This window comes from Citrobacter europaeus, assembly GCA_020099315.1.
Taxonomy (GTDB): domain Bacteria; phylum Pseudomonadota; class Gammaproteobacteria; order Enterobacterales; family Enterobacteriaceae; genus Citrobacter; species Citrobacter europaeus.
The window spans coordinates 1,989,569-2,012,443 of the sequence record CP083650.1 but is presented as its reverse complement, the minus strand read 5'-3'; the positions used below and the strand labels follow the sequence as shown (position 1 = coordinate 2,012,443).

Annotated in this window: 23 protein-coding genes and 2 pseudogenes; 11 read left to right on the top strand and 14 right to left on the bottom strand. The window is 48.9% G+C overall.

What is annotated here, in order from left to right:
- Positions 1–44 precede the first annotated feature (44 nt).
- Both LA337_09520 and mntP read left to right on the top strand, forming a co-directional pair.
- Entirely contained in the window at positions 45–503 is a 459-nt protein-coding gene (locus LA337_09520) for a DUF986 family protein (GenBank protein UBI17902.1), read from the top strand.
- A gap of 433 nt (positions 504–936) precedes the next feature.
- Entirely contained in the window at positions 937–1,503 is a 567-nt protein-coding gene (mntP, locus tag LA337_09515) for a manganese efflux pump MntP (GenBank protein ID UBI17901.1), read from the top strand.
- Here the strand turns inward: mntP and rlmA are convergent.
- The 6 genes from rlmA to mgrB all read right to left on the bottom strand — a co-directional run bounded on the left by rlmA (position 1,500) and on the right by mgrB (position 5,841).
- Complete coding sequence (rlmA, locus tag LA337_09510; protein UBI17900.1) at positions 1,500–2,309, bottom strand: 23S rRNA (guanine(745)-N(1))-methyltransferase; 810 nt, start codon at positions 2,307–2,309, stop codon at positions 1,500–1,502. The two genes, mntP and rlmA, sit on opposite strands and share 4 nt — an antisense overlap.
- Positions 2,310–2,372: 63 nt before the next feature.
- Entirely contained in the window at positions 2,373–4,118 is a 1,746-nt protein-coding gene (gene ftsI / locus LA337_09505; GenBank protein ID UBI17899.1) for a peptidoglycan glycosyltransferase FtsI, read from the bottom strand.
- Positions 4,119–4,337: 219 nt separating this feature from the next.
- On the bottom strand, positions 4,338–4,547 hold the full coding sequence (gene cspE / locus LA337_09500) for a transcription antiterminator/RNA stability regulator CspE (protein UBI17898.1): 210 nt from the start codon (positions 4,545–4,547) through the stop codon (positions 4,338–4,340).
- 12 nt (positions 4,548–4,559) lie between these two features.
- Entirely contained in the window at positions 4,560–4,703 is a 144-nt protein-coding gene (locus LA337_09495) for a YobF family protein (protein UBI17897.1), read from the bottom strand.
- Positions 4,704–5,338: 635 nt separating this feature from the next.
- Complete coding sequence (locus tag LA337_09490) at positions 5,339–5,623, bottom strand: YebO family protein (GenBank protein ID UBI17896.1); 285 nt, start codon at positions 5,621–5,623, stop codon at positions 5,339–5,341.
- A 74-nt stretch (positions 5,624–5,697) separates the two neighbouring features.
- On the bottom strand, positions 5,698–5,841 hold the full coding sequence (mgrB, locus tag LA337_09485; protein ID UBI17895.1) for a PhoP/PhoQ regulator MgrB: 144 nt from the start codon (positions 5,839–5,841) through the stop codon (positions 5,698–5,700).
- A 164-nt stretch (positions 5,842–6,005) separates the two neighbouring features.
- Between mgrB and LA337_09480 the strand changes: the two genes are divergently transcribed.
- Complete coding sequence (locus LA337_09480; protein ID UBI17894.1) at positions 6,006–6,245, top strand: hypothetical protein; 240 nt, start codon at positions 6,006–6,008, stop codon at positions 6,243–6,245.
- A 112-nt stretch (positions 6,246–6,357) separates the two neighbouring features.
- Here the strand turns inward: LA337_09480 and kdgR are convergent, their stop codons facing one another.
- Positions 6,358–7,149, bottom strand: coding sequence for a DNA-binding transcriptional regulator KdgR (gene kdgR, locus LA337_09475; GenBank protein UBI17893.1), 792 nt, complete (start codon positions 7,147–7,149; stop codon positions 6,358–6,360).
- A 174-nt stretch (positions 7,150–7,323) separates the two neighbouring features.
- On the opposite strand from kdgR, the gene LA337_09470 reads away from it, so the two are divergent.
- Positions 7,324–8,697 (top strand): MFS transporter, encoded by a 1,374-nt coding sequence (locus tag LA337_09470; protein UBI17892.1) that lies wholly within the window; start codon positions 7,324–7,326, stop codon positions 8,695–8,697.
- A gap of 50 nt (positions 8,698–8,747) precedes the next feature.
- On the opposite strand, the gene icd is transcribed toward LA337_09470, so the two are convergent.
- Positions 8,748–9,998: an NADP-dependent isocitrate dehydrogenase gene (gene icd / locus LA337_09465; protein UBI17891.1), complete on the bottom strand. Its 1,251-nt coding sequence runs from the start codon at positions 9,996–9,998 to the stop codon at positions 8,748–8,750.
- A 202-nt stretch (positions 9,999–10,200) separates the two neighbouring features.
- Here icd and rluE point away from each other — a divergent pair, with 202 nt between their 5' ends.
- The 6 genes from rluE to LA337_09435 all read left to right on the top strand — a co-directional run bounded on the left by rluE (position 10,201) and on the right by LA337_09435 (position 15,647).
- On the top strand, positions 10,201–10,824 hold the full coding sequence (gene rluE / locus LA337_09460; protein UBI17890.1) for a 23S rRNA pseudouridine(2457) synthase RluE: 624 nt from the start codon (positions 10,201–10,203) through the stop codon (positions 10,822–10,824).
- Between the two features lie 13 nt (positions 10,825–10,837).
- Positions 10,838–11,299, top strand: coding sequence for an NUDIX hydrolase (locus tag LA337_09455; protein ID UBI17889.1), 462 nt, complete (start codon positions 10,838–10,840; stop codon positions 11,297–11,299).
- A gap of 53 nt (positions 11,300–11,352) precedes the next feature.
- Entirely contained in the window at positions 11,353–12,459 is a 1,107-nt protein-coding gene (gene mnmA, locus LA337_09450; protein ID UBI17888.1) for a tRNA 2-thiouridine(34) synthase MnmA, read from the top strand.
- Between the two features lie 34 nt (positions 12,460–12,493).
- Complete coding sequence (gene hflD / locus LA337_09445) at positions 12,494–13,135, top strand: high frequency lysogenization protein HflD (protein ID UBI17887.1); 642 nt, start codon at positions 12,494–12,496, stop codon at positions 13,133–13,135.
- A gap of 3 nt (positions 13,136–13,138) precedes the next feature.
- Entirely contained in the window at positions 13,139–14,509 is a 1,371-nt protein-coding gene (gene purB, locus LA337_09440) for an adenylosuccinate lyase (GenBank protein UBI17886.1), read from the top strand.
- A gap of 469 nt (positions 14,510–14,978) precedes the next feature.
- Positions 14,979–15,647, top strand: coding sequence for an SOS response-associated peptidase (locus tag LA337_09435; GenBank protein UBI17885.1), 669 nt, complete (start codon positions 14,979–14,981; stop codon positions 15,645–15,647).
- Between the two features lie 190 nt (positions 15,648–15,837).
- Here LA337_09435 and LA337_09430 read toward each other — a convergent pair whose 3' ends face one another.
- Both LA337_09430 and LA337_09425 read right to left on the bottom strand, forming a co-directional pair.
- A complete protein-coding gene (locus LA337_09430; GenBank protein ID UBI17884.1) occupies positions 15,838–16,050 on the bottom strand; it encodes a hypothetical protein in 213 nt (70 codons plus the stop codon).
- Positions 16,051–16,849: 799 nt separating this feature from the next.
- A complete protein-coding gene (locus LA337_09425) occupies positions 16,850–17,278 on the bottom strand; it encodes a hypothetical protein (protein UBI17883.1) in 429 nt (142 codons plus the stop codon).
- 862 nt (positions 17,279–18,140) lie between these two features.
- On the opposite strand from LA337_09425, the pseudogene LA337_09420 reads away from it, so the two are divergent.
- Positions 18,141–18,804: pseudogene (locus tag LA337_09420) on the top strand (SOS response-associated peptidase family protein).
- Here the strand turns inward: LA337_09420 and LA337_09415 are convergent.
- The 4 genes and pseudogenes from LA337_09415 to LA337_09400 all read right to left on the bottom strand — a co-directional run bounded on the left by LA337_09415 (position 18,797) and on the right by LA337_09400 (position 22,841).
- On the bottom strand, positions 18,797–19,768 hold the full coding sequence (locus tag LA337_09415) for a hypothetical protein (GenBank protein UBI17882.1): 972 nt from the start codon (positions 19,766–19,768) through the stop codon (positions 18,797–18,799). The pseudogene LA337_09420 and the gene LA337_09415 sit on opposite strands and share 8 nt — an antisense overlap.
- A gap of 57 nt (positions 19,769–19,825) precedes the next feature.
- Positions 19,826–20,106 (bottom strand): annotated as a pseudogene (locus LA337_09410) (DUF4113 domain-containing protein).
- 183 nt (positions 20,107–20,289) lie between these two features.
- On the bottom strand, positions 20,290–20,877 hold the full coding sequence (locus LA337_09405; GenBank protein ID UBI17881.1) for a DUF4376 domain-containing protein: 588 nt from the start codon (positions 20,875–20,877) through the stop codon (positions 20,290–20,292).
- Positions 20,878–20,888: 11 nt separating this feature from the next.
- Positions 20,889–22,841: a prophage tail fiber N-terminal domain-containing protein gene (locus LA337_09400; GenBank protein ID UBI17880.1), complete on the bottom strand. Its 1,953-nt coding sequence runs from the start codon at positions 22,839–22,841 to the stop codon at positions 20,889–20,891.
- Between the last annotated feature and the right edge of the window lie 34 nt (positions 22,842–22,875).

Genomic DNA, 22,875 nt, shown 5'->3' with positions numbered 1-22,875 from the left:
CGGGGGCTTGCCCCCGGTTTTTCTATTTAGAGGGTTGAGGATTCATGACTATCACGGACCTGGTGCTGGTTCTATTTATCTTTTCGCTGCTGGCGTATGCCATTTACGATCAGTTCATCATGCCCCGCCGTAATGGCCCCACTCTGCTGACTGTCGCCCTGCTTCCCCGTAGCAGAGTCGACAGCGTTATCTTCCTTGGCTTGGTAGCTATTCTTATCTACAACAACGTCACCAGCCATGGCGCGCAATTTACCACATGGTTATTATGTGCTCTGGTATTGATGGGGTTGTATCTGTTCTGGATCCGTACACCCAAAATCATCTTCAAGCAGAAAGGTTTTTTCTTCGCCAACGTCTGGATTGAATATAACCGCATTAAAGAGATGAATTTATCTGAAGACGGTGTATTAGTGATGCAATTAGAACATAGACGATTGCTGATTCGCGTACGAAATATAGACGATCTCGAGAGAATATATAAACTTTTAATTTCAAATCAGTAAGTTACAAATATAGCCTGAACTATGTTTTTTATATATCAACTTAAAAACAAACATAGCCAAGGCTATATTACACCGCTCATAATGTTATTTGTTTTAACGTTTTATTGATCAATAAATCTAAATGAAAATCGTTTTCAATTAGAAGTCAAATATTATTTCTCCATTTCTTGTTTTATATTCTCAATATATGTTAAGGTTGCGCCCGTCGTTGGGGAGTAGCCGATTTCCAGACTCCGGAAATGTACGTGTCAACATACTCGTTGAAAAACGTGGCGCGTACGGACTGAACTTACAGGTTCCGTCAGGCGAGACCATAGGCACATCAACTGCATTGCATATCTGAATGGCGCTGTATTCACAGTGATTCCGGCCTGTATGCATGGTTACTGGGGGCAGTGATGTGTTTTATGGATACCCCGGTCAGGACGCTGTTATGAATCTCACCGCTACTGTTCTTCTCGCTTTCGGCATGTCGATGGATGCTTTCGCTGCATCAATTGGCAAAGGCGCCACCCTGCATAAACCTAAATTTTCTGAAGCACTGCGGACTGGCCTTATATTCGGCGCAGTTGAAACGCTTACGCCGCTGATTGGCTGGGGCATGGGGATGCTGGCCAGCAAATTCGTGCTGGAGTGGAACCACTGGATCGCCTTCATTCTGCTGATCTTTTTAGGCGGGCGAATGATAATCGAAGGCTTTCGTGACAACGATGATGAAGATGAAGAGCCGCAGCGCCGTCACGGTTTCTGGCTGCTGGTCACCACTGCCATTGCGACCAGTCTCGACGCGATGGCAGTCGGGGTGGGCCTGGCTTTTCTGCAGGTCAACATTATTGCCACTGCGCTGGCCATCGGCTGCGCCACGTTGATTATGTCCACGCTTGGCATGATGATCGGTCGTTTCATAGGCCCGATGCTGGGTAAGCGTGCTGAAATTTTAGGCGGGGTGGTACTGATTGGTATCGGCGCCCAGATCCTCTGGGCACACTTCCACGGTTAATTCAGGCGCTGCCAGATATGAATACTAAAGTCAGTCTGGCAGTCAAACTTCGTTTTACCCGCTAGCGTTTCCCACACTTCCGGCTTTGCCCGCCAGGCGAACGGCGTCATTTGCAATAACGCAACGGCCTCGCTGCCCTGAAGCTGCATCTGATACCCCAGCGCAATACTCTGTTGCAGCACAAAACCGTCCAGTTGCTCTGCGTGTGGCGCATGCAACCGCACCTCATCATAAATCAGCCCTTTCAGCTCCATCAAATGACGCGGACCCGGCGTGGCGGTAATTACCCATCCACCCGGTTTTACCACGCGGGCCAACTCTTGCGCTTTACAGGGCGCGTAGATCCTGATGATGGCATCCATTGACTCATCTGCAAACGGCAGACGATGGCTGGAGGCAACGCAAAAGGTCACCTGCGGATAGCGTCGGGCCGCGGCTTTAATTGCTACTTTGGCGACATCAAGACCAAAAGTTTTACAGCCCGCCAGCGCATCAGCAAACGCATGGGTGTAATACCCTTCCCCACAACCAATATCCAGGATCGCCGCATCTTCTGTAATCTGCCTCTGTGTGAGCGCATCCACAATAGCATCACGCAGCGGCTGATAGTGTCCGGCATCAAGAAATGCCCGTCGCGCCTGCATCATCTCAGCGCTGTCACCCGGATCGCGCGATCGCTTATGCTGAACCGGCAGTAAGTTGACATACCCTTCTTTCGCCACGTCAAACTGATGCCGCTCCGGGCAGACAAAACTGTTATTCACTTGTGTAAGAGGCTGGTGGCAAAGAGGACAGGAAAACGACATGACAACTCCGGCTGATGATTTAAGGGCGCAAGTGTAACGCGAATCGCGCCCCTGGAAAATAACTTACATCGACGGCGAGGATACGCTACTGCCGTGCATCACCAGCAGATGATCGGAGTCGGCTGGCATGCCGTCCGGTTTGACGTTTTCCAGACGCAGGACATCGCCCATAATCTGGCTGAATACAGGCGCGGAGACTGCCCCCCCATAATATGCACCGTTTTGCGGGTTATTAATCACCACGACCAGAGCGAATTTCGGGTCGCTCGCTGGTGCGACGCCCGCCGTATAGGCCACGTATTTATCGACATATTTGCCATCATCGCCAATTTTCTTTGCCGTTCCGGTCTTAACCGCTACGCGATAATCTCTGACTGCAGCCTTGGTTCCCCCGCCACCAGGTAGCGCGACGCTTTCCATCATATGTTCAACCTGGTGAACCAGCGCCTCCGGCATCACCCGTGTACCTATTACCGGCGGATCGATACGCGTAATAGAAAGCGGGCGGTAAATACCGAAGCTGCCGATGGTGGCATAGACATGCGCCAGCTGGAGCGGCGTCACCATTAACCCATAACCAAATGCGAAAGTTGCCCGGTCAAGATCGCTCCAGTAGCGACGTTGAGGCATTAAACCGCTACTTTCCCCGGTTAACCCCAATCCGGTTGGATCGCCAAAGCCAAAGCTTTTATAGGTATCGAGGAGTTTTTGTACCGGCATTGCCAGCGAAAGGTGTGATACGCCGGTATCGCTGGATTTCTGCAAAATTCCGGTTAGGGATAACTCCGGGTAAAACCCGACGTCGCGGATGCGATGTCCATCAACGTTAAAAGGATGGGTATCAATCACGCTGTCCGGTTGCACAATCCCCTGCTGTAGAGCGGTCATGATCACCAGAGGCTTAACGGTTGAGCCGGGTTCGAAGGTGTCGCTAATTGCACGGTTACGAAAATCATCCAGGACCGCACCATCACGGTTATTGGGATTGAAGTCGGGAAAGCTTGCCATGGACAGTATTTCGCCGGTGGCAATATTGACCAGAACAGCGGCCCCGGATTCCGCCTTATTCCACGTTACGGCATTATCCAGCGCGTCTTCAGTAACCGTCTGCAAACGCTCATCAATGCTGAGCTGTAATTCATGCGCCGGTACCGGCATCACTTCGGTGATATTTTCGATGACATGGCCAAATTTGTCTTTCCGTACCAGGCGGGAACCGGGTTTGCCCATCAGTTGGCTATTGAAGCTTTTCTCCAGCCCTTCAATACCCTGCCCGTCAATGTTGGTGAAACCAATCAGATTAGCTGCAACATGTCCGGCGGGATAAAAGCGACGGGACTCTTCACGCAGATTGATCCCCGGTAGATCCAGTTTATCGACCCATTCAGCCTGCTGAGGAGAGATTTGACGCGCCAGGTAGATAAACCGCCCGGCCGGATTGCTGTTAACGCGTTCAGCCAGCGTGGTGAGCGAAATATGCAGCGTCTTTGCTAACGCTTGCCAGCGTTCGTTATAGCCAACACCACCCTTGCTAACGATCGTCTTCGGGTCGGCCCAGACGGCGTTAACCGGAACGCTAACTGCCAGCGGTCGCCCTTCTCTGTCGGTAATCATTCCGCGTGGCGAAGCGATGGACACCTCACGTAAGGAACGCATGTCTTCCTGTTTGACCAGATTCGTCGGCGTAACAATTTGCAGCCACGCAACCCGACCCAGCAGCAATCCAAGACTCAATAATATTGCCACGCAAAGCAGGGCAAAACGGACGGGAGTAAAATTGCGCGCATCTATGTCGTTTTTCTTTTTCACCTGGACTCCCGCATGATAGTTTTTCAGGTGACTGATTTAACGGGAAATGCCGTAAGAAAGCGGGGAAAACTATGCTACGAACATCACGCCTTTGCAACAAAGCGCTAATGGATGGTCATTCAGTAATATTTTGACGTAATTTGAATTAAAAAGCCCCGCATAAGCGAGGCTTTATATCTGAATTGGTTGCGCCTGAGCGCTTCAAATCAGTGGTATCGATCAGATAGCTGTTACGTTAACAGCAGCCGGACCTTTCTGGCCGTCCTGAATTTCGAACTCAACGTTCTGGCCTTCAGCCAGAGTTTTGAAGCCGTTACCCTGGATAGCGGAGAAGTGTACGAACACGTCTTTGCTGCCATCAGCCGGAGTAATGAAGCCAAAACCTTTAGACTCGTTGAACCACTTAACTTGACCTTTAATCTTTGCCATTTGCAAAATTCCTTAGAGTATTTTCTTCGCCCGCGGGCATAACATAGATAAAACTGAGACATTACTGCTTGAGGCACTAATATAAGGTTCGGCAGAGAAGCGGTATTCAACGTCAACGTGTTTACTCAGGACTTCTTTACTGAAAATGCCACACATAAACAGAACTGTACCTCGTTTAACCCAAAACGTGTTATCACATACAACGTAAATAATGGCAAGCCATTTTTAAACGTGTCTCGATCGGTCGCACAAATCCCGTCGTTCATCAAACAGCAACTGCACAGTTATGCGCCATATCGAGAAGAGATATATTCACGCGCCTCCCCTCTTCCCCCGCCTGGCTTGCGCCAACGCTGGGACATTTCTACCATAGCTCAATAGCTTCGGTTGTTCCAGGTTATCTGTTACGGGTTCTGCCAGATATCATTTTTTATGCTTAGTAATGCATAAAATGTCACAAGCGTAGAAATGAGATCCGCCTTCTGGTTTTGCACCAAAATAATGAAAGAATGATGACAAGGCACAAAAAAAGTAAGAGAAACGTTTCGCTGTTAATAAGACGATCGTTATCACAAAAATGACATAATCATATTTTTAACGTATGGGAGATTATATTTATATCAGACCGGGGATAAGATATTAATTAGTCGGAGCATCTGAAAATACTGAGAATACATACCGGTCCGACCGCTAATTGCAGGACGAGGGTAGAAGAAAATAGTCTGACGCACTGATGACAGGATGAAGCAACTGAGAACAACATCAGCAGTACCTCATCCTGCCAGACTTTTTTACCGCTCAGCTACCAGGCGGATGATGTCATCGTCTTCATCCCTGGCGGGCTCTGCGGTAGGCTCTGCAGCTTTCTCAGGTTCATTAGCTTCACAAAGGCGACGGAGTAAAGCATTCTGTCTTTTTTGCTGATCTAACAATGCCTCAAGCAGCTCAATCTGCTCGTTAGTACGCGAACTTGCCCGATTGATGAAAAACCAAAGAACAAGCCCGACAATCAGAACCACCACCGATACCGCTAAAGACGCAAAACTTAACGCGCCAGAATTCAAAACTTCGTTCATTTCACCACCTCAATGTAGACAGTGTAGTTTACCACTGCCGCACAAGAAGGTAATCAACTGTTGCGAAAATGCGCTTACCAGGGAATAAATTTATTGATGGCACAAATACCACTGAAAAATTGTACGTCCTGATCGCACATGATGTTGAACACCTGCGCCCACATCAGTATGCATACCAGCACAACAACAATCAGCACTACCCAGCGAATTTTTTTCACTCCAGCTCCACTCTTCAACCCTACATCTTATGTCTATAAATTATCATGCGTTACCTAAACCCAGCGTTAACTGTATCGGCATTCAATCTTTTTAGGAATGATTGACTTGTTTCATCCCGTGTACAGGCTAATCTAAGAATAACGAGAAAAGATAAGAGGTTGTAATGCGTCTGATTATCCGCGCTATTGTGTTGTTAGCTCTGGTTTGGATCGGTTTATTACTGAGCGGCTATGGAATTTTAATTGGAAGTAAAGAGAATGCTGCCGGTCTGGGCCTGCAATGCCAATATCTGACCGCCCGCGGAACCAGCACCGCACAATACGTCCACACCAATAGTGGTATCATTGGCCTGTCGGATTGTCCCCTGCTCAGGAAAAGCACGGTCATAATCGATAACGGTTAATATCGCAGCAATACATTCGATACGTTATTTACGCCTGGTAACGTTATGACTGTTCACAAAAAACCCCGGGTACAAAATACCTGGGGTTTTTAGCATTCGCGATTACGTCAGATTAGAACGGATAGTCGTTATAGCCCATTTGTTCTGAAATCTTACGCGCCGCCGTATGCAGCATCGCCACATACTCGTGTAAACGCTCTTCTGAGAAACGCAGCGTTGGGAATGAAATACTCAGACCCGCAATCACCACGCCGAAACGGTCAAACACCGGTACGCCGATGCAGCGCAGGCCTTCTTCCTGTTCTTCGTTATCTTCGCCGTAGCCCTGCTCACGCACTTTATCCAGCAATACCAGCAATTCATCAGTATTCGTAATAGTACGATCGGTACTACGTTTGTACTCAATGCCATCCAGAATCTGCTTCACTTCATCGCGGTCACGCCATGCCAGCAGAACTTTACCGATAGCCGTACTGTACAGCGGATTACGACGACCAACGCGGGAATACATGCGCAGATTGTACATGGAGTCGATTTTGTGGATGTAGACAATGCTGTCTTCATCCAGCGCACCGAGGTGTACTGTTTCTTTAGTCAGACGCGAAAGTTCGCGCATCTGGATATCAGCACTACGGATAAGATCGACGTTTTGCAACGCGCGCGCGCCCAACTCGAATAATTTCAGGGTCAGCGAGTATTTCTCAGACTCACCTTCTTGTGCCACATAACCCAGCGTTTTCATGGTCTGCAAAAAGCGATAAACGGTGCTTTTCGACATCATGACGCGTTGCGACAATTCGGTAATACCAATTTCGCGCTCTTCACCCAGCGCCTGCAGAATGCCAAAAACTTTCAGCACGGAAGATACAGAATCGGGTTGCTTATCCAGATCTGCGATTGCCATTTATCACCCCTTTCGAGTGTTTTATAAAAATCAGAACCGGTTTTTATTATAATTTCACGTATCCCCCCTCGCAATCGCTCTTTGCTTACTTAGTTACAAATCTGCGACCTAACGCCTGAATATCAATGCTAAAATTATTATTCTCATCATAAATTCCGACAATATTGACTTCCTATGGAAAAAACTCAGACCGATGGTCTGCCATTGCCCCAGCGATATGGAGCAATTTTAACCATTGTTATTGGCATCTCTATGGCAGTGCTCGACGGCGCAATCGCGAACGTAGCCCTGCCAACTATCGCAGCCGATCTTCAGGCCTCACCAGCCAGCTCAATCTGGATCGTGAACGCCTATCAAATCGCGATCGTGGTTTCGCTCCTGTCGTTCTCTTTTTTAGGTGATATGTTCGGTTACCGGCGCATTTATAAGTGCGGCCTGATCGTGTTCCTGCTGGCATCGCTATTCTGTGCTTTGTCAGATTCGCTGCACATGCTGACACTGGCGCGCGTCGCTCAGGGTTTTGGCGGCGCGGCGCTGATGAGCGTCAATACGGCATTGATCCGACTCATTTATCCTCAGCGTCAGCTTGGGCGAGGTATGGGGATCAACTCCTTTATTGTCGCGGTCTCTTCGGCAGCGGGTCCGACCATTGCCGCAGCAATTCTCTCTGTTGGCTCGTGGAAATGGCTGTTTCTGATCAACGTCCCGCTGGGAATAATAGCCCTGCTTCTGGCTATGCGTTTTTTGCCAGCCAATGCGTCCCGCGGTAATAAACCACGCTTTGATCTGCCAAGTGCGGTCATGAATGCCTTAACGTTTGGCTTACTAATTACCGCGCTCAGCGGGTTTGCACAAGGGCAGTCGCTAAAACTGATTGGCGCCGAGCTTGTGGCGCTTATCGTGGTGGGTTATTTCTTCATCCGCCGTCAGCTTGCGCTGCCGGTTCCGTTATTGCCGGTCGACCTGCTACGCATTCCACTGTTTTCACTCTCGATCTGTACCTCGATATGTTCCTTCAGCGCACAAATGCTGGCATTGGTTTCCCTGCCCTTCTTTATGCAAACGGTACTTGGCCGCAGCGAGGTTGAAACGGGGCTGCTACTGACGCCATGGCCACTGGCAACCATGGTGATGGCTCCGCTGGCGGGATATCTGATTGAACGCGTTCACGCCGGACTGTTGGGCGCGTTGGGCATGGTGGTAATGGCAAGCGGGCTGTTTTCGCTGGTGCTGCTGCCCGCTTCTCCCTCGGATGTTAATATCATCTGGCCGATGATACTGTGCGGCGCGGGTTTTGGCTTGTTTCAGTCACCGAATAACCACACCATTATCACCTCCGCGCCGCGTGAACGCAGCGGTGGTGCGAGCGGTATGCTGGGGACGGCGCGCTTGCTGGGTCAGAGTACCGGAGCCGCACTGGTCGCGCTGATGCTAAACCAGTTTGGCGACAGTGGCACGCACGTCTCGCTGATAACCGCTGGCATTCTGGCCTCGCTGGCAGCAATCGTGAGCGGCTTACGTATTACGCAACCGCGAGTTAAGGCATGAAAAAAACGGGAACCACTCGGTTCCCGTTCTCATACAACCCAGGATCTGGATTACATGTTTTCGATGATCGCGTCACCAAACTCTGAACATTTCAGCAGCTTAGCGCCGTCCATCAGACGTTCGAAGTCATAGGTTACGGTCTTGGCGTTGATTGCGCCTTCCATACCTTTAACGATCAGGTCAGCCGCTTCAACCCAACCCATGTGGCGCAGCATCATTTCAGCGGACAGAATGATGGAACCTGGGTTCACTTTATCCTGACCTGCATACTTCGGTGCAGTACCGTGGGTTGCTTCGAACAGCGCACATTCGTCACCGATGTTCGCACCCGGTGCGATACCAATACCACCAACCTGTGCGGCCAGCGCATCGGAGATGTAGTCGCCGTTCAGGTTCATACAAGCAATCACGTCATATTCAGCCGGACGCAGCAGGATCTGTTGCAGGAACGCATCTGCGATAACGTCCTTCACCACGATCTCTTTACCGGTTTTCGGGTTCTTGATTTTCACCCATGGACCGCCGTCGATCAGTTCACCACCGAATTCTTCACGCGCTAACTGGTAACCCCAGTCTTTGAACGCGCCTTCGGTGAACTTCATAATGTTACCTTTGTGTACCAGGGTAACAGAATCACGATCGTTAGCGATGGCGTATTCGATCGCTGCACGAACCAGACGTTTAGTCCCTTCTTCAGAACACGGTTTAATACCGATACCGCAATGTTCCGGGAAGCGGATTTTCTTCACGCCCATCTCTTCGCGCAGGAATTTAATCACTTTCTCGGCATCGGCAGAGTCCGCTTTCCACTCGATACCCGCGTAGATATCTTCGGAGTTTTCACGGAAGATGACCATGTCGGTCAGTTCAGGGTGTTTAACCGGGCTAGGCGTACCCTGGTAATAACGCACCGGGCGCAGGCAGACATACAGGTCAAGTTCCTGACGCAGGGCAACGTTCAGAGAGCGAATACCGCCGCCAACTGGTGTGGTCAGAGGGCCTTTGATGGCAACACGATATTCACGAATCAGATCAAGGGTTTCAGCAGGCAGCCAGACGTCCTGGCCATAAACCTGAGTGGATTTCTCGCCGGTGTAGATTTCCATCCAGGAGATTTTACGCTCGCCTTTATAGGCTTTCTCGACAGCAGCATCGACAACTTTGATCATCGGTGGGGTTACATCAACGCCGATACCGTCGCCTTCAATGAACGGGATAATCGGATTTTCAGGAACGTTGAGTTTGCCGTTTTGCAGGGTGATCTTCTTACCTTCCGCCGGAACAACTACTTTGCTTTCCATTCACCTCTCCTTCGAGCGCTTCTGGTTCTGCTCGTCTGTCATCACGCTGCATGTGCGTTTGCGTCCTGCTACACGGATGCGTTAGAGCAACTTTTTGTTAATGATTTGTAATGAGCGTGTCAATACTACCCTATTGTTCGCCGCCATGAAAGACACTCGTTCTTAGGCTATAATGCGGCAATTGATATAATCTGAAAATACCATGCAAAAAACTTCTTTTAGAAATCACCGGGTTGAGCGATTCAGCTCACGACAAGTCACTAAGCAGCGTAAAGAAAACCAGCCAAAACGCGTGGTTTTGTTCAATAAACCCTACGATGTTTTGCCACAATTTACTGACGAGGCAGGCAGAAGCACGTTAAAAGATTTTATTCCCGTACCAGGAATCTATGCCGCTGGCCGACTCGATCGAGACAGTGAAGGTCTTTTGGTGCTGACCAATGACGGCGCGCTGCAGGCGCGGTTAACGCAACCCGGCAAGCGCACGGGGAAGATTTATTACGTTCAGGTTGAGGGAGAACCTACGCCCGAAGCGCTGGAAGCCCTGCGCACTGGCGTTACGCTCAATGATGGCCCCACGCTGCCTGCTGGCATTGAGATGGTAGAAGAACCCACATGGCTATGGCCGAGAAACCCGCCTATTCGGGAGAGGAAAAATATCCCCACCCGTTGGCTGAAAGTGACTTTATATGAAGGCCGCAATCGCCAGGTACGTCGTATGACAGCACATGTTGGATTTCCTACGCTGCGCCTTATCCGCTATGCCATGGGAGATTACACGCTGGACAATCTCGCCAATGGCGAGTGGCGGGATGCAACTAACTGAATAAGGAACAGGTATGTTCAAACCACACGTTACGGTCGCCTGCATTGTGCATGCAGAAGACAAATTTTTAGTCGTTGAGGAAACAATCAATGGCAAAGCCCTGTGGAATCAACCTGCCGGGCACCTGGAAGCGGATGAAACTTTAGTGCAAGCCGCCGCTCGCGAGCTGTGGGAAGAGACAGGTATCAAAGCACAGCCACAACATTTCATTCGAATGCATCAATGGATTGCGCCAGACAAAACGCCCTTTTTACGTTTTCTGTTTTCTATCGAGCTTGCCAATATGTGCGCTACTGAACCTCATGACAGCGATATAGATTGCTGTCGCTGGGTCAGCGCGGAAGAGATTCTTTCAGCACCAAACCTGCGCTCGCCGCTGGTTGCCGAGAGCATTCTCTGTTATCAGAGCGGACAGCGCTATCCACTGGCGATGATTGGCGAATTTAACTGGCCGTTTACAGAGGGTGTCAAGTAAAGGGCTGCGTGCTAGAATATGCCGCCTTGAAGTTCAATGTCGTGAGTATTCCTATGTCTGAAAGCCCAAAAAAAGTGATCGTCGGCATGTCCGGCGGTGTCGATTCCTCCGTTTCTGCCTGGCTGTTGCAACAACAGGGTTATCAGGTAGAAGGCCTGTTCATGAAGAACTGGGAAGAGGACGATGGCGAGGAATATTGCACAGCGGCTGCCGATCTTGCGGATGCGCAGGCGGTCTGTGACAAACTCGGCATTGAACTGCATACCGTCAACTTTGCCGCAGAATACTGGGACAACGTCTTTGAACTGTTCCTTGAAGAGTACAAAGCGGGCCGTACGCCGAACCCGGATATTCTGTGCAATAAAGAAATCAAGTTTAAAGCCTTCCTCGAGTTTGCCGCCGAAGATTTAGGTGCCGATTACATCGCCACCGGTCACTACGTGCGCCGCGCCGACGTCGACGGCAAAAGCCGCCTGCTGCGTGGGCTGGATGGCAACAAGGACCAGAGCTATTTCCTCTACACGCTCGGCCATGAGCAAATCGCGCAAAGCCTGTTCCCGGTAGGTGAACTGGAAAAACCACAGGTGCGTAAAATTGCCGAAGACCTCGGTCTGATTACGGCCAAGAAAAAAGACTCCACCGGTATCTGCTTCATCGGCGAACGTAAGTTCCGCGAGTTTCTCGGCCGTTACCTGCCGGCTCAGCCAGGCAAAATTATCACCGTTGATGGCGAAGAAATTGGCCAGCATCAGGGGTTGATGTACCACACTCTGGGTCAGCGTAAAGGGCTGGGCATTGGTGGGACGAAAGAAGGTACGGAAGATCCGTGGTATGTGGTGGATAAAGACGTTGAGAACAACATTCTGGTGGTTGCTCAGGGTCATGAACACCCGCGCCTGATGTCCGTCGGCCTGGTGGCACAACAGCTGCATTGGGTTGATCGCGAACCGTTCACCGGCACAATGCGCTGCACGGTGAAAACCCGCTATCGTCAGACCGATATTCCGTGCACCGTTAAAGCGCTGGATGCTGAGCGTATTGAAGTCATTTTCGACGAGCCAGTCGCGGCGGTAACGCCGGGTCAGTCGGCTGTCTTTTACAATGGTGAAGTGTGCCTCGGCGGCGGCATTATCGAACAACGATTGCCTCTGCCGGTATAATTACTTACACATCTGATACAAGGAAGCAGTGAACGTGGCAAAGAATTATTATGACATCACCCTCGCCCTGGCAGGTATTTGCCAGTCGGCACGCCTGGTACAAGAACTGGCGCACCAGGGGCATTGTGATGCCGATGCATTACACGTTTCACTGAACAGTGTCATCGACATGAATCCCAGCTCTACGCTGGGCGTGTTTGGCGGTAGCGAGGCCAACCTGCGTTTAGGTCTGGAAACGATGCTCGGCGTGCTCAATGCCAGTAGTCGTCAGGGGCTGAACGCGGAACTCACCCGCTACACGTTAAGCCTGATGGTGCTGGAGCGTAAGCTGTCAGCCGCTAAAGGCGCTATGGACACGCTGGGAGACCGTATCAACGGTTTGCAGCGCCAGCTGGACCATTTTGACTTGCAGTCTGAAACGTTGATGAGTGCGATGGCAGGCATTTATGTTGACGTCATCAGCCCACTCGGCCCGCGTATTCAGGTTACGGGCTCCCCGGCCATCCTTCAGAGCCCACAGGTTCAGGCTAAAGTACGCGCTTCGCTGCTGGCTGGTATCCGTGCTGCCGTGCTCTGGCATCAGGTTGGTGGAGGCCGTCTGCAACTCATGTTTTCTCGTAATCGCCTGACGACTCAGGCAAAACAAATTCTTGCTCATTTAACCCCGGAGTTGTGATCTATGGAATTATCCTCACTGACCGCCGTTTCCCCTGTCGATGGACGCTACGGCGATAAAGTCAGCGCGCTGCGCGGGATTTTCAGCGAATACGGTTTGCTGAAATTCCGTGTACAGGTTGAAGTACGCTGGCTGCAAAAACTGGCCGCGCACGCAGCGATCAAGGAAGTTCCTGCTTTTGCTGCCGACGCAATCGGTTTCCTTGATGCGATCGTCGCTAACTTCAATGAAGAAGATGCAGCGCGCATCAAAACCATTGAGCGTACGACTAACCATGACGTGAAGGCAGTTGAGTATTTCCTGAAAGAGAAAGTGGCGGATATCCCGGAACTGCACGCCGTTTCCGAGTTCATCCACTTCGCGTGTACCTCAGAAGACATCAACAACCTGTCTCACGCGCTGATGCTGAAAACTGCCCGTGACGAAGTGGTTCTGCCGTACTGGCGTAAGCTTATCGACGCGGTGAAAGATCTGTCCGTACAATATCGCGATATTCCCCTGCTCTCCCGTACCCATGGTCAGCCAGCCACCCCGTCAACGCTGGGCAAAGAAATGGCTAACGTGGCTTACCGTATGGAGCGCCAGTATCGCCAGCTCAACCAGGTTGAAATTCTTGGTAAAATCAACGGTGCCGTGGGTAACTATAACGCCCACATTGCCGCTTACCCGGAAGTAGACTGGCATCAGTTCAGCGAGGAGTTTGTCACCTCGCTGGGTATCCAGTGGAACCCATACACGACTCAGATCGAGCCGCACGACTACATTGCCGAGCTGTTTGATTGCATCGCCCGTTTCAACACTATCCTGATCGACTTCGACCGCGATGTCTGGGGTTACGTGGCGCTGAACCATTTCAAACAGAAAACCATCGCGGGTGAAATTGGTTCCTCCACTATGCCGCACAAGGTGAACCCAATCGATTTCGAAAACTCCGAAGGAAATCTGGGGCTGTCTAACGCGGTACTGCAGCATCTGGCGAGCAAACTGCCGGTTTCCCGCTGGCAGCGTGACCTGACGGACTCTACCGTTTTGCGCAACCTGGGCGTCGGTATTGGCTATGCGCTGATCGCCTATCAGTCCACGCTGAAGGGTGTGAGCAAACTGGAAGTGAACCGCGATCATCTGCTGGATGAACTGGACCATAACTGGGAAGTTCTGGCTGAGCCAATCCAGACCGTGATGCGTCGCTATGGTATTGAAAAACCATACGAGAAACTGAAAGAACTGACCCGCGGCAAACGCGTTGACGCCGAAGGTATGAAGCAGTTTATCGACGGTCTGGCTTTGCCGGAAGACGAGAAAACGCGCCTGAAAGCAATGACGCCAGCCAATTACATTGGTCGCGCCGTCACAATGGTTGATGAACTTAAGTAATCTGTAATACGCCGGAGGGCAATTGCGCCTGTTCCGGCCATCAGTTTATGTCGTATGCAAGCCGGAAAAGCGTCAGCGCCTCCGGCTTTTTATCGCCCGGAACATTATCCCTTCCCGCGGTTTATTAAATGTTTATCCCCACAGCCACATAATCAGCGTTAGACTATAAAATTGATTTTGTAAATTCAGCAAACACAGTTAATTACCATAAAATCAACCAGTTAATAAAAAACCGTCTTGGACAATTGCGGGCAATATGAGTCATTTTATCGCCCCAAATCATGCCCCAAACTGATTTTTGCCCCCAAATTTGCCCCCAAAAAAGTAAAAATGGGTTGTGGTCTATCGGCCATTTAGCAACCTCGAGAAGCTAAAAGCTATAATGGAATATTAGTGGTGTGGAGGTTCAAATCCTATCGTTCTACTCAATATCCTATACTTTCAGTCTGACAGTTGGCTGGAGGTTTCTATGTGTGGACGCTTTTCACAGTCAATGACACGCGAGGACTATCTCGCCCTGCTCGCTGAAGAAGCTGAACGTGATATCCCATATGACCCGGAACCGATCGGACGATTCAACGTGGCGCCAGGCACCAAAGTTCTGCTGCTGAGCGAACGTGACGAGAAACTTCATCTTGATCCAGTTATCTGGGGATACGCCCCCGGGTGGTGGGATAAATCACCGCTAATTAATGCACGCTCTGAAACTGCGGCTGCCAGCAGAATGTTTAAACCACTCTGGCAACATGGTCGCGCAATTTGCTTTGCTGATGGCTGGTACGAATGGAAAAAGGAAGGTGACAAAAAGCAGCCCTACTTCATTCATCGATCCGATGGCCAGCCGATATTCATGGCGGCGATCGGCAGCACACCATTTGAACGTGGAAATGAAGCTGAAGGATTCCTGATAGTGACGACTGCTGCCGACAAAGGACTGGTAGATATTCACGACAGGCGGCCACTGGTACTGTCACCAGAAGCCGCTCGCAAATGGATGAGGCAGGAGATTGGAGGGAAAGAAGCTGCGGAAATTGCGACCGACGGTTCCATGCCGGCTGATAAATTTATATGGCACGCCGTGACACGTGCCGTTGGGAATGTGAAAAATCAAGGCTCACAGTTAATTCAGCCAATATGACGCAGCAGTAGTTAGATGGTTCAAATATATCCATCTGATGAACATTAACAACCTAAGAAGCCCCTATAAAAAGACTCACTTTTGACATTCATCTAACCCATTGATTATCAGTACTTGTTTTTTGATTTTGATAACCGTTTAAGAGAGGAAAACAGCTGCCAGTATCTATTAGGCACTTCACATAAAAGAGTCAACCAAGCCAGATTCCTGACATTAGAATCTGCACAAGCTTAACCCTATCGTTAGAATTATAAGTTTTCCCAAACGCAAACATATGGGCGTTTTGTTCGTTTCTCTCAAGCCCTCTTACTTTCAAAAAATCACGAAACTCTTCTCTAATAGAGTTACGTTCAACTGATTCCCTAGCAATTTTTGCATAGCCAGCCGCAGTTTTAGGCCTCATACAGACTCCTTTTTTGTGGTGTGCAAAGTATACTTCAGCCATCAATCAGGATTTTGTACCGTACATGCTTTTCCCCGTCATGGGGTGGCGAGGGTCGGAGGTTCGAATTCTCTCATGCCGACGGACTAACGCTATAGATCAGGGGGTTAGCCATGATGGTTGACCCCTTTTCTACCAAAGTAATTTGTGAAGTCACAATGTTCGCTCCCATGCTTACCCGCTTTGGTTATTCCTCATATTGTCAATTCGCATTATGTGATATTAGCTACAAATATTTCTTAATCCCTGACGCCACCATGACGCGCAAAGCTAAAGTCTAGAACGGCGATAAATCGCCTATGCTATCCATGCTGCGCTACGTGCCTAAAGGTCAAGAACGTACACCATAGAAGAGGCAAACATGGTTTGCTTCTCCAGCACTCTCTTTTTTTCAGAGGCTACACATTCCCGGCAATACTCCGTAAAGAAAAAACTCTTTGTTTCTCTGCAATTTCCGCACCGTTGATTGTGCCTTTCCCTTTTCAGGAATTAGCGTACCTGCGGCCCTGCATTTCGTGGGTTAGCACGTACCGGTTGATGTGTTTCTGATTAAACCAACACCCGTCAAAATCTCGTTACTAACTGGTTTAACCGGTGTGGTTGTTTGGGCTGAGTAGGAACCATCATAAGATCCCTTAACCCCGTGTAACTCATAGGACGTGAGCATTTTTATAGACATAAATAATCCCTTCTATGGTAATGGTCAATAAAAGGGATATACAGGAAATGGTTATTTCTATTTATAGGACACTTGTTGCTTTTAACGAAACATGTTCCGGAAACTATCAACCATGTTCATACACTGACGAATCAGATCGTTAGTGTTATTAACTTGCGTGTGAAGTGGTAAATCATCCTTAGATAAGTGCTGAATATAAGCCGCACTGATAGAAGGGCTGAAAGCCTCCATAGATTCAAGGATCACCCGGTGTGATTTGTTGGCCTGAATGATAGCCTCTACTATGTCATTTTCTACCAGATCAAAAAGGCTGGAAGCAGTAGAGATTAACTTATCCTCTACCAGAGTGCCTACAGCGTCGATCAGGCCGCAAGCCTTACCAATGCTGTATTTCATATCTGAGAAGTTGATAGCGTGAGCTGCTTTCATTTCTTCTAAGTTGAGAGTGAATTTCAGAATGTTAAAATCTTCTTTCAAGCGATCATATTCACTGTTATTAAATAGACCCATTTCTGTTAGTTCCTGTATTTAAAAGAATAAAAACTAATTATGCCATACGCGACTGCAGACCGAATAGTGTCCTGATAGAAGGTCTAGCAACTAAAAAGGGCTACTCATTGAAATAAAAGGATTATCTTTTTCATGAATTATTTTAATTTGTAAAAATTTTTTGTTGAGAGGACCGATCAGAATTAGCGTAGTGAATGTTTTTTTCCTGAGAGGCCGGAAGGTGTAGATTCCCTACGGTTACTACTGAGTAATCTCATAGCCTCCACGTTTCTTACCTGCCCCAATCATGACTTAATTCATGTAAGGTGTAGTTAGCTTTTCTACAGTGTAGGTTGAAGCCCCGCTAAATATTCGTTACCAGCTTGCTCACATTCAACATAAGTATCACGGGTTATTGTCTTTTGGGGAAGCCTTTCACGCGCAATTGCGCATTGACTCTACCGGATAGTAATTGACGGATTTTAGCCAATAGCAGCACACCTGAAAAATTATAACCAATTGAAATATATATATTAATCTTCATAGAATGCGGAGTCGGAGGTTCAAACCCTCTCGTGCCAACCAAAAATCCTCTAGGAACCAGCCTGTTAAGGCCGGTTTTTTTGCCTGTTTTCTGTACGGGGAAGTAATGAGGAATTACGGGGGAATAACTCCGTCAAATGTTACCCCCGGATCGCTAGCACACAATGATTAAGTATCTTTTTCACTTTTGGAAATCATCAATTCACAAAATCATCATTCCGATTTACCTTACAAACTCCTTTTAAATCTTTAACGGTGCGCACCACTTTTTCTTACTGCCCTATACTTTCAGTCTGACAGTTGGCTGGAGGTTTCTATGTGTGGACGCTTTTGACAGTCAATGAGGCATGAAGATTATCTTGTTCTGTTCGCTGATAAATCAAAACGCTACATTCAATACGGTCCAGAATCCATCGGAAGATTCAACGTAGCGACCGGAACAAAAGTCTGCTTCTGAGCGAACGTGATGAGCAGTTGCATCTTGATCCAGTTATCTGGGGATACCCCCCCGGTTGGTGGGATAAATCGCCGCTCATTAACGCACGGTCTGAAACTGCGGCCACCAGCAGAATGTTTAAACCACTCTGGCAGCATGGCCGCGCAATTTGCTTTGCTGATGGATGGTTTGAGTGGAAAAAGGTGGGCGACAAGAAACAACCCTACTTTATTTACCGGGCAGATGGTCAGCCGATTTTTATGGCGGCGATCTGCAGCACACCATTCGAACGTGGAGATGAAGCAGAAGGTTTCCTGATAGTGACAACTGCGGCCGACAAAGGACTGGTAGATATTCACGCCAGGCGGCCACTGGTACTGGCACCAGAAGCCGCTCGCGAATGGATGAGGCAGGACACTGGAGGGAAAGAAGCTGCGGAATTGCGGCCGACGGTTCCGTGTCGGCTGATAAATTTATATGGCATGCCTTAACGCGTGCCGTCGGGAATGTGAAAAATCAGGGCAAAGTACTGCAGATTGATTTTAAAAATAGTACTAAAGCTATTTAGGTGCTTTTTTTATTGATTTTATTGCCTCTGTTATAGAGGTTACAGCCTCTTTACTAAATGTATCTTCTTTACTTTCTATGACCGAGACATCAGGCCACATTATATCCTTACTTAAGGCAGCAATAGTAAATTCGTGTTTTTCATTACCACCACCATCCTTATTATTTTCCAAATGGTATATTAAAAGATATCTATCAAAAATAGACTTAACCTTAAGCAAATATACTGAATTATCAGTAAAGTTTTTATATTGCTTCAAAAACCACGCACTTAGAAACTCAATAAAAAGAAATAAAAAAGAGCATGATGCAATCCCCCATAAGTACTCTTTCTTATAGCCATTATGAAAAAAAATAAACTGCCAAATTATTATTGACACTAAATAGTATGCAATTCCAAATTTTGTATAAGCGACCCCTCTCTGTAATAAAATTGAAGCTTTTTCATCTGCTGCATCAGCCTTTGCCTGCAAGACTGCTAATAATCTTAAAGAGTGCCCTGCATAATCAACCCCTTTCCCTTTAAGCGAATCCATATCAACCTCATCACTTTTTGGTTGATTTATCTCAGAAAAACGCAAAGAAATCTTCTCGTCAATATACTTCTCTACACTGCTAACCGAGCTATATTTGTAATCCACACCAACAAAGCTATTTTCTGTTTTATTTGCGCCATTATAAATCGGCGAATAATAAGCATACGCGCCAGCCAAAAGAGCCACACCAATAAAACTAGGCCAGATATTGGAGAAAAAAGGAATAACCATAGAACCTAATGGAAATATAATAAACAACACCCCAATAATACTCACAATAGAAGCAATAGATTTGTTGCGCTTTTTCTCCTCTATTTCATTAGCAATGTTACGCACTTCTTCTGGCAATCCTCTTGGATCATCATTAGCCTTGTTTGCTGCTGTATTTTTGGTTCCTTTAGAAGACTGTTTCGTCTCGACGTTGCTCATGCTTAAATAATCCATTAATTAGAAGGTATGCCTCGTTCATGACAATCTATATACAATTTATCGAACTGTCAAAATATCAGTATCCCGTGTTGTATAACGTGGAGAAAGCATTTCACGTTTCATCAACCGATTCGGCTCAAGACCCTGCCCTGAAAAAATATCGCCCCCTTGCCTTCCTTTGCATTCAGGCGATCCAGAAATTCCATCAACTTCTCACTACCCCGGCGAGACGCATTATCATCGAACAGATTCAACTGTGCGATGCCTTGACTGAAGAAGTCCCCTAGCATTACCCCAGTTTTCTGATATCTGTGCCCGTCTCTCTATATTGCATTCAGTTTGAAGATGCTGATATGTGGCTGATTCATGACTGAAGCACTAGTGCCCACGTATGTGGGCTTTGAGGAAAAAGAGTAACTCCGCTACCAAGTCTTTTAATCAGGTTGGATACTCTGTAGATGGTTTGTATTAAGAGGTTATCGATTACACGCATCATTAAACGTTTAGAAAGATGAACCAGCTCATTGCTTACTTTCACGCCAACCAACTGGATATTCAGCAATTGCATTAATATCTGTAAGTAACGCTACCTCCGATTTCATCTGCCTCTGCCGTTCGTGAATTCTGAAGCCATGCATCACCATTGACTGCATCATCGCCGCCTCAAGCTGTTGCAGGAACGCAAAATTCACCGGAACATCGTGGTTATCCGCATCCGTCCAGAAGAACCCTTCCGGTAACTGTCCTGAGCTGCCAGCCATAACCACGGGCGCAAGGCGCTCCTGCGACGCTTTGCCTCCATCCCACCGGCGATTGTCCAGTTCAAAAATAATGTTGGCGCTTTCCTGAACGTCACGCCAGTTGCTGATTTCAGTCAGTTTCTGATTTCGTAAATCCTCCACCATCCTGTCAGTCACAATAAAAGGGGCGACAGGTCCATACTTTCCTGATTCAAGCTCGCTGTAGATACGGCGTCCATGCTCCTCAAAATCATTCGGGCATGCAGTGAACGGCAGAAACTCATCAAACTCTGCAAATTTAACCCTGCAGTTAATCGCTGTATGTTCTTTATTCGCCCACTCAGGAGCCTGAATGCCCTCAATGTTCATACAATCTCCTTTTATGAAATTCTCTGAAAAAGACCTACATAATGCGAAGTAGTACCGTTTGGCCACTGGTTTGAGATAATGCCGCAAGCTCGCCACGTCCCCGGAAGAGGGTAAGGCCCATATTGAACACCCGACCTGTAGGCATCAATAGTGTATGTACTATAACGATCCGGTGGAAAAATAATGCCGCAAGCCTTGAGACTCCCCCCTGCAACGGTTGCGCCTGGGGCAAGAGGTGCTCCAACACTCATATATGCCAGCGCAAACGAACCTACAGCATGAAGAGCACCCGCTGGTGCGCCTGCTGGTCCCTGCGGCCCTTGCGGTCCCGTAGCGCCTGTTGCTCCCTTTGCACCTACTGGTCCTTGTGGTCCAGTAGCTCCTGTTGCACCCTTAGCGCCTACAGGTCCTTGTGGTCCCTGTGGTCCTGTTAACCCGGTATCCCCTTTATCTCCCTTATCCCCTTTTACACCTGCCGGTCCCTGCGGACCTGCAGGGCCAGTTGGTCCTGTTGCCCCCGTTAATCCGGTATCACCCTTTTCACCTTTTGCACCTGCTGGCCCCTGCGGACCTACAGGGCCTATTGGTCCTGTAGACCCCGTTAGCCCGGTGTCTCCCTTGTCACCCTTTTCGCCTTTTGCACCTGCCTGTCCTTGCGGACCAGCAGGGCCAATTGGTCCTGTTGCCCCCGTTAACCCGATGTCTCCCTTGTCACCCTTTTCACCTTTTGCACCTGCTGGCCCCTGCGGACCTGGCGGACCACTGAGGTCTTCACTTTCCTGTATCTCTTTAATGGTATCAGCGGCGGCTTTTGAGGCTGCACTTCTGGCCTGTTCAGCAAGGAGCTGTGCTTCATTCCTTGCCTGTCCACTTTCTTTCTCACTGGCAGCAGCAGCCTGTGCACTGTTCCGGGCATTCAGGGTGTCTTCCTGAGCTTCATCGCGCAGCGTCAGGGCCTCATCTCTGGCCTGCTCTGCGCGAGTGGCACTCTCAGTGGCTGCATTTTGTTGATTCTCAGCAGTTTTCGCAGCCTGCAATGCTGATGCTTCACTTAAGGAAGCCGATTGTGCACTGCCTGCTGCCTCAGTCTCTGATTTAGCAGCCTTTTCATAGAACTCCCTGGCATGCTGTTCACTTAGCGCTGCAGCTGCAGCGCTGTTATCCCCCTGTTCTGCAGCCTGTATAGCCGTGAGGACGTTTTCACGCACTGAGGTTTCAGATGCGGCTGCATTACCGGCATGCTCACCTGCTGTTTGTGCTGACGCAGATGCACTTCCGGCACTCCCTGCTGCAGACTGTGCCAAAGCGCCTGCCTCCTGCTGCGCTTTCTGTGCCGCATCAGCGGCGATCTTTGCCTTTCCGGCCTTTTCCGTCGCTGTCTGTGCCGACTTTGCCGCACTGTCAGCATCTGCACTGCTGGCCAGAACGTTCTGCGCGGTCTGTCGGGCATTATCTGCAGCAGACCGGGCAGAATCATCAGCAGCACCCGCAGAGAGTGCCGCCTGGCGCTGTGACTCTGCCGCAGCCGTTGCAGACAACGCTGCCGCGTCTTTACTCTGCTCCGCTGACTGTGCGGCCAGTTCGGCTCGTTCCCGATCCTTCTCTGTTGTACCGCTCAAATCCACTACGCGGTTTACCATTTCCTCAAAACGTTTCATCACCTCCGGACGCAGGTCCGCGTCCTTTGGCGCATCGAGAAACGCATTCAGGGTATCCGGCGTATCGGTCGGGGCCACGTAAATATCGCCAGCCACTGAGAGAGGAAAACCTTCCCGCTGCAATGACACACTGTAATAACCCGGTTCAGCCTCAATGCTGTAATGGCCGTTCGCGTCCGTAACAGAGGATGACATAACCTCCACAACAACGGTCGCGCTGGTTTTCTTCGCATTCAGTTGGATGATGCAGTCCTGTACCGGTTTCCCCGCTCCGTCTTTTAATACGCCAGAGATAAGTACTGCCATAGTTCCTCCATAAAAAAAACGCCCGAATGAGCGC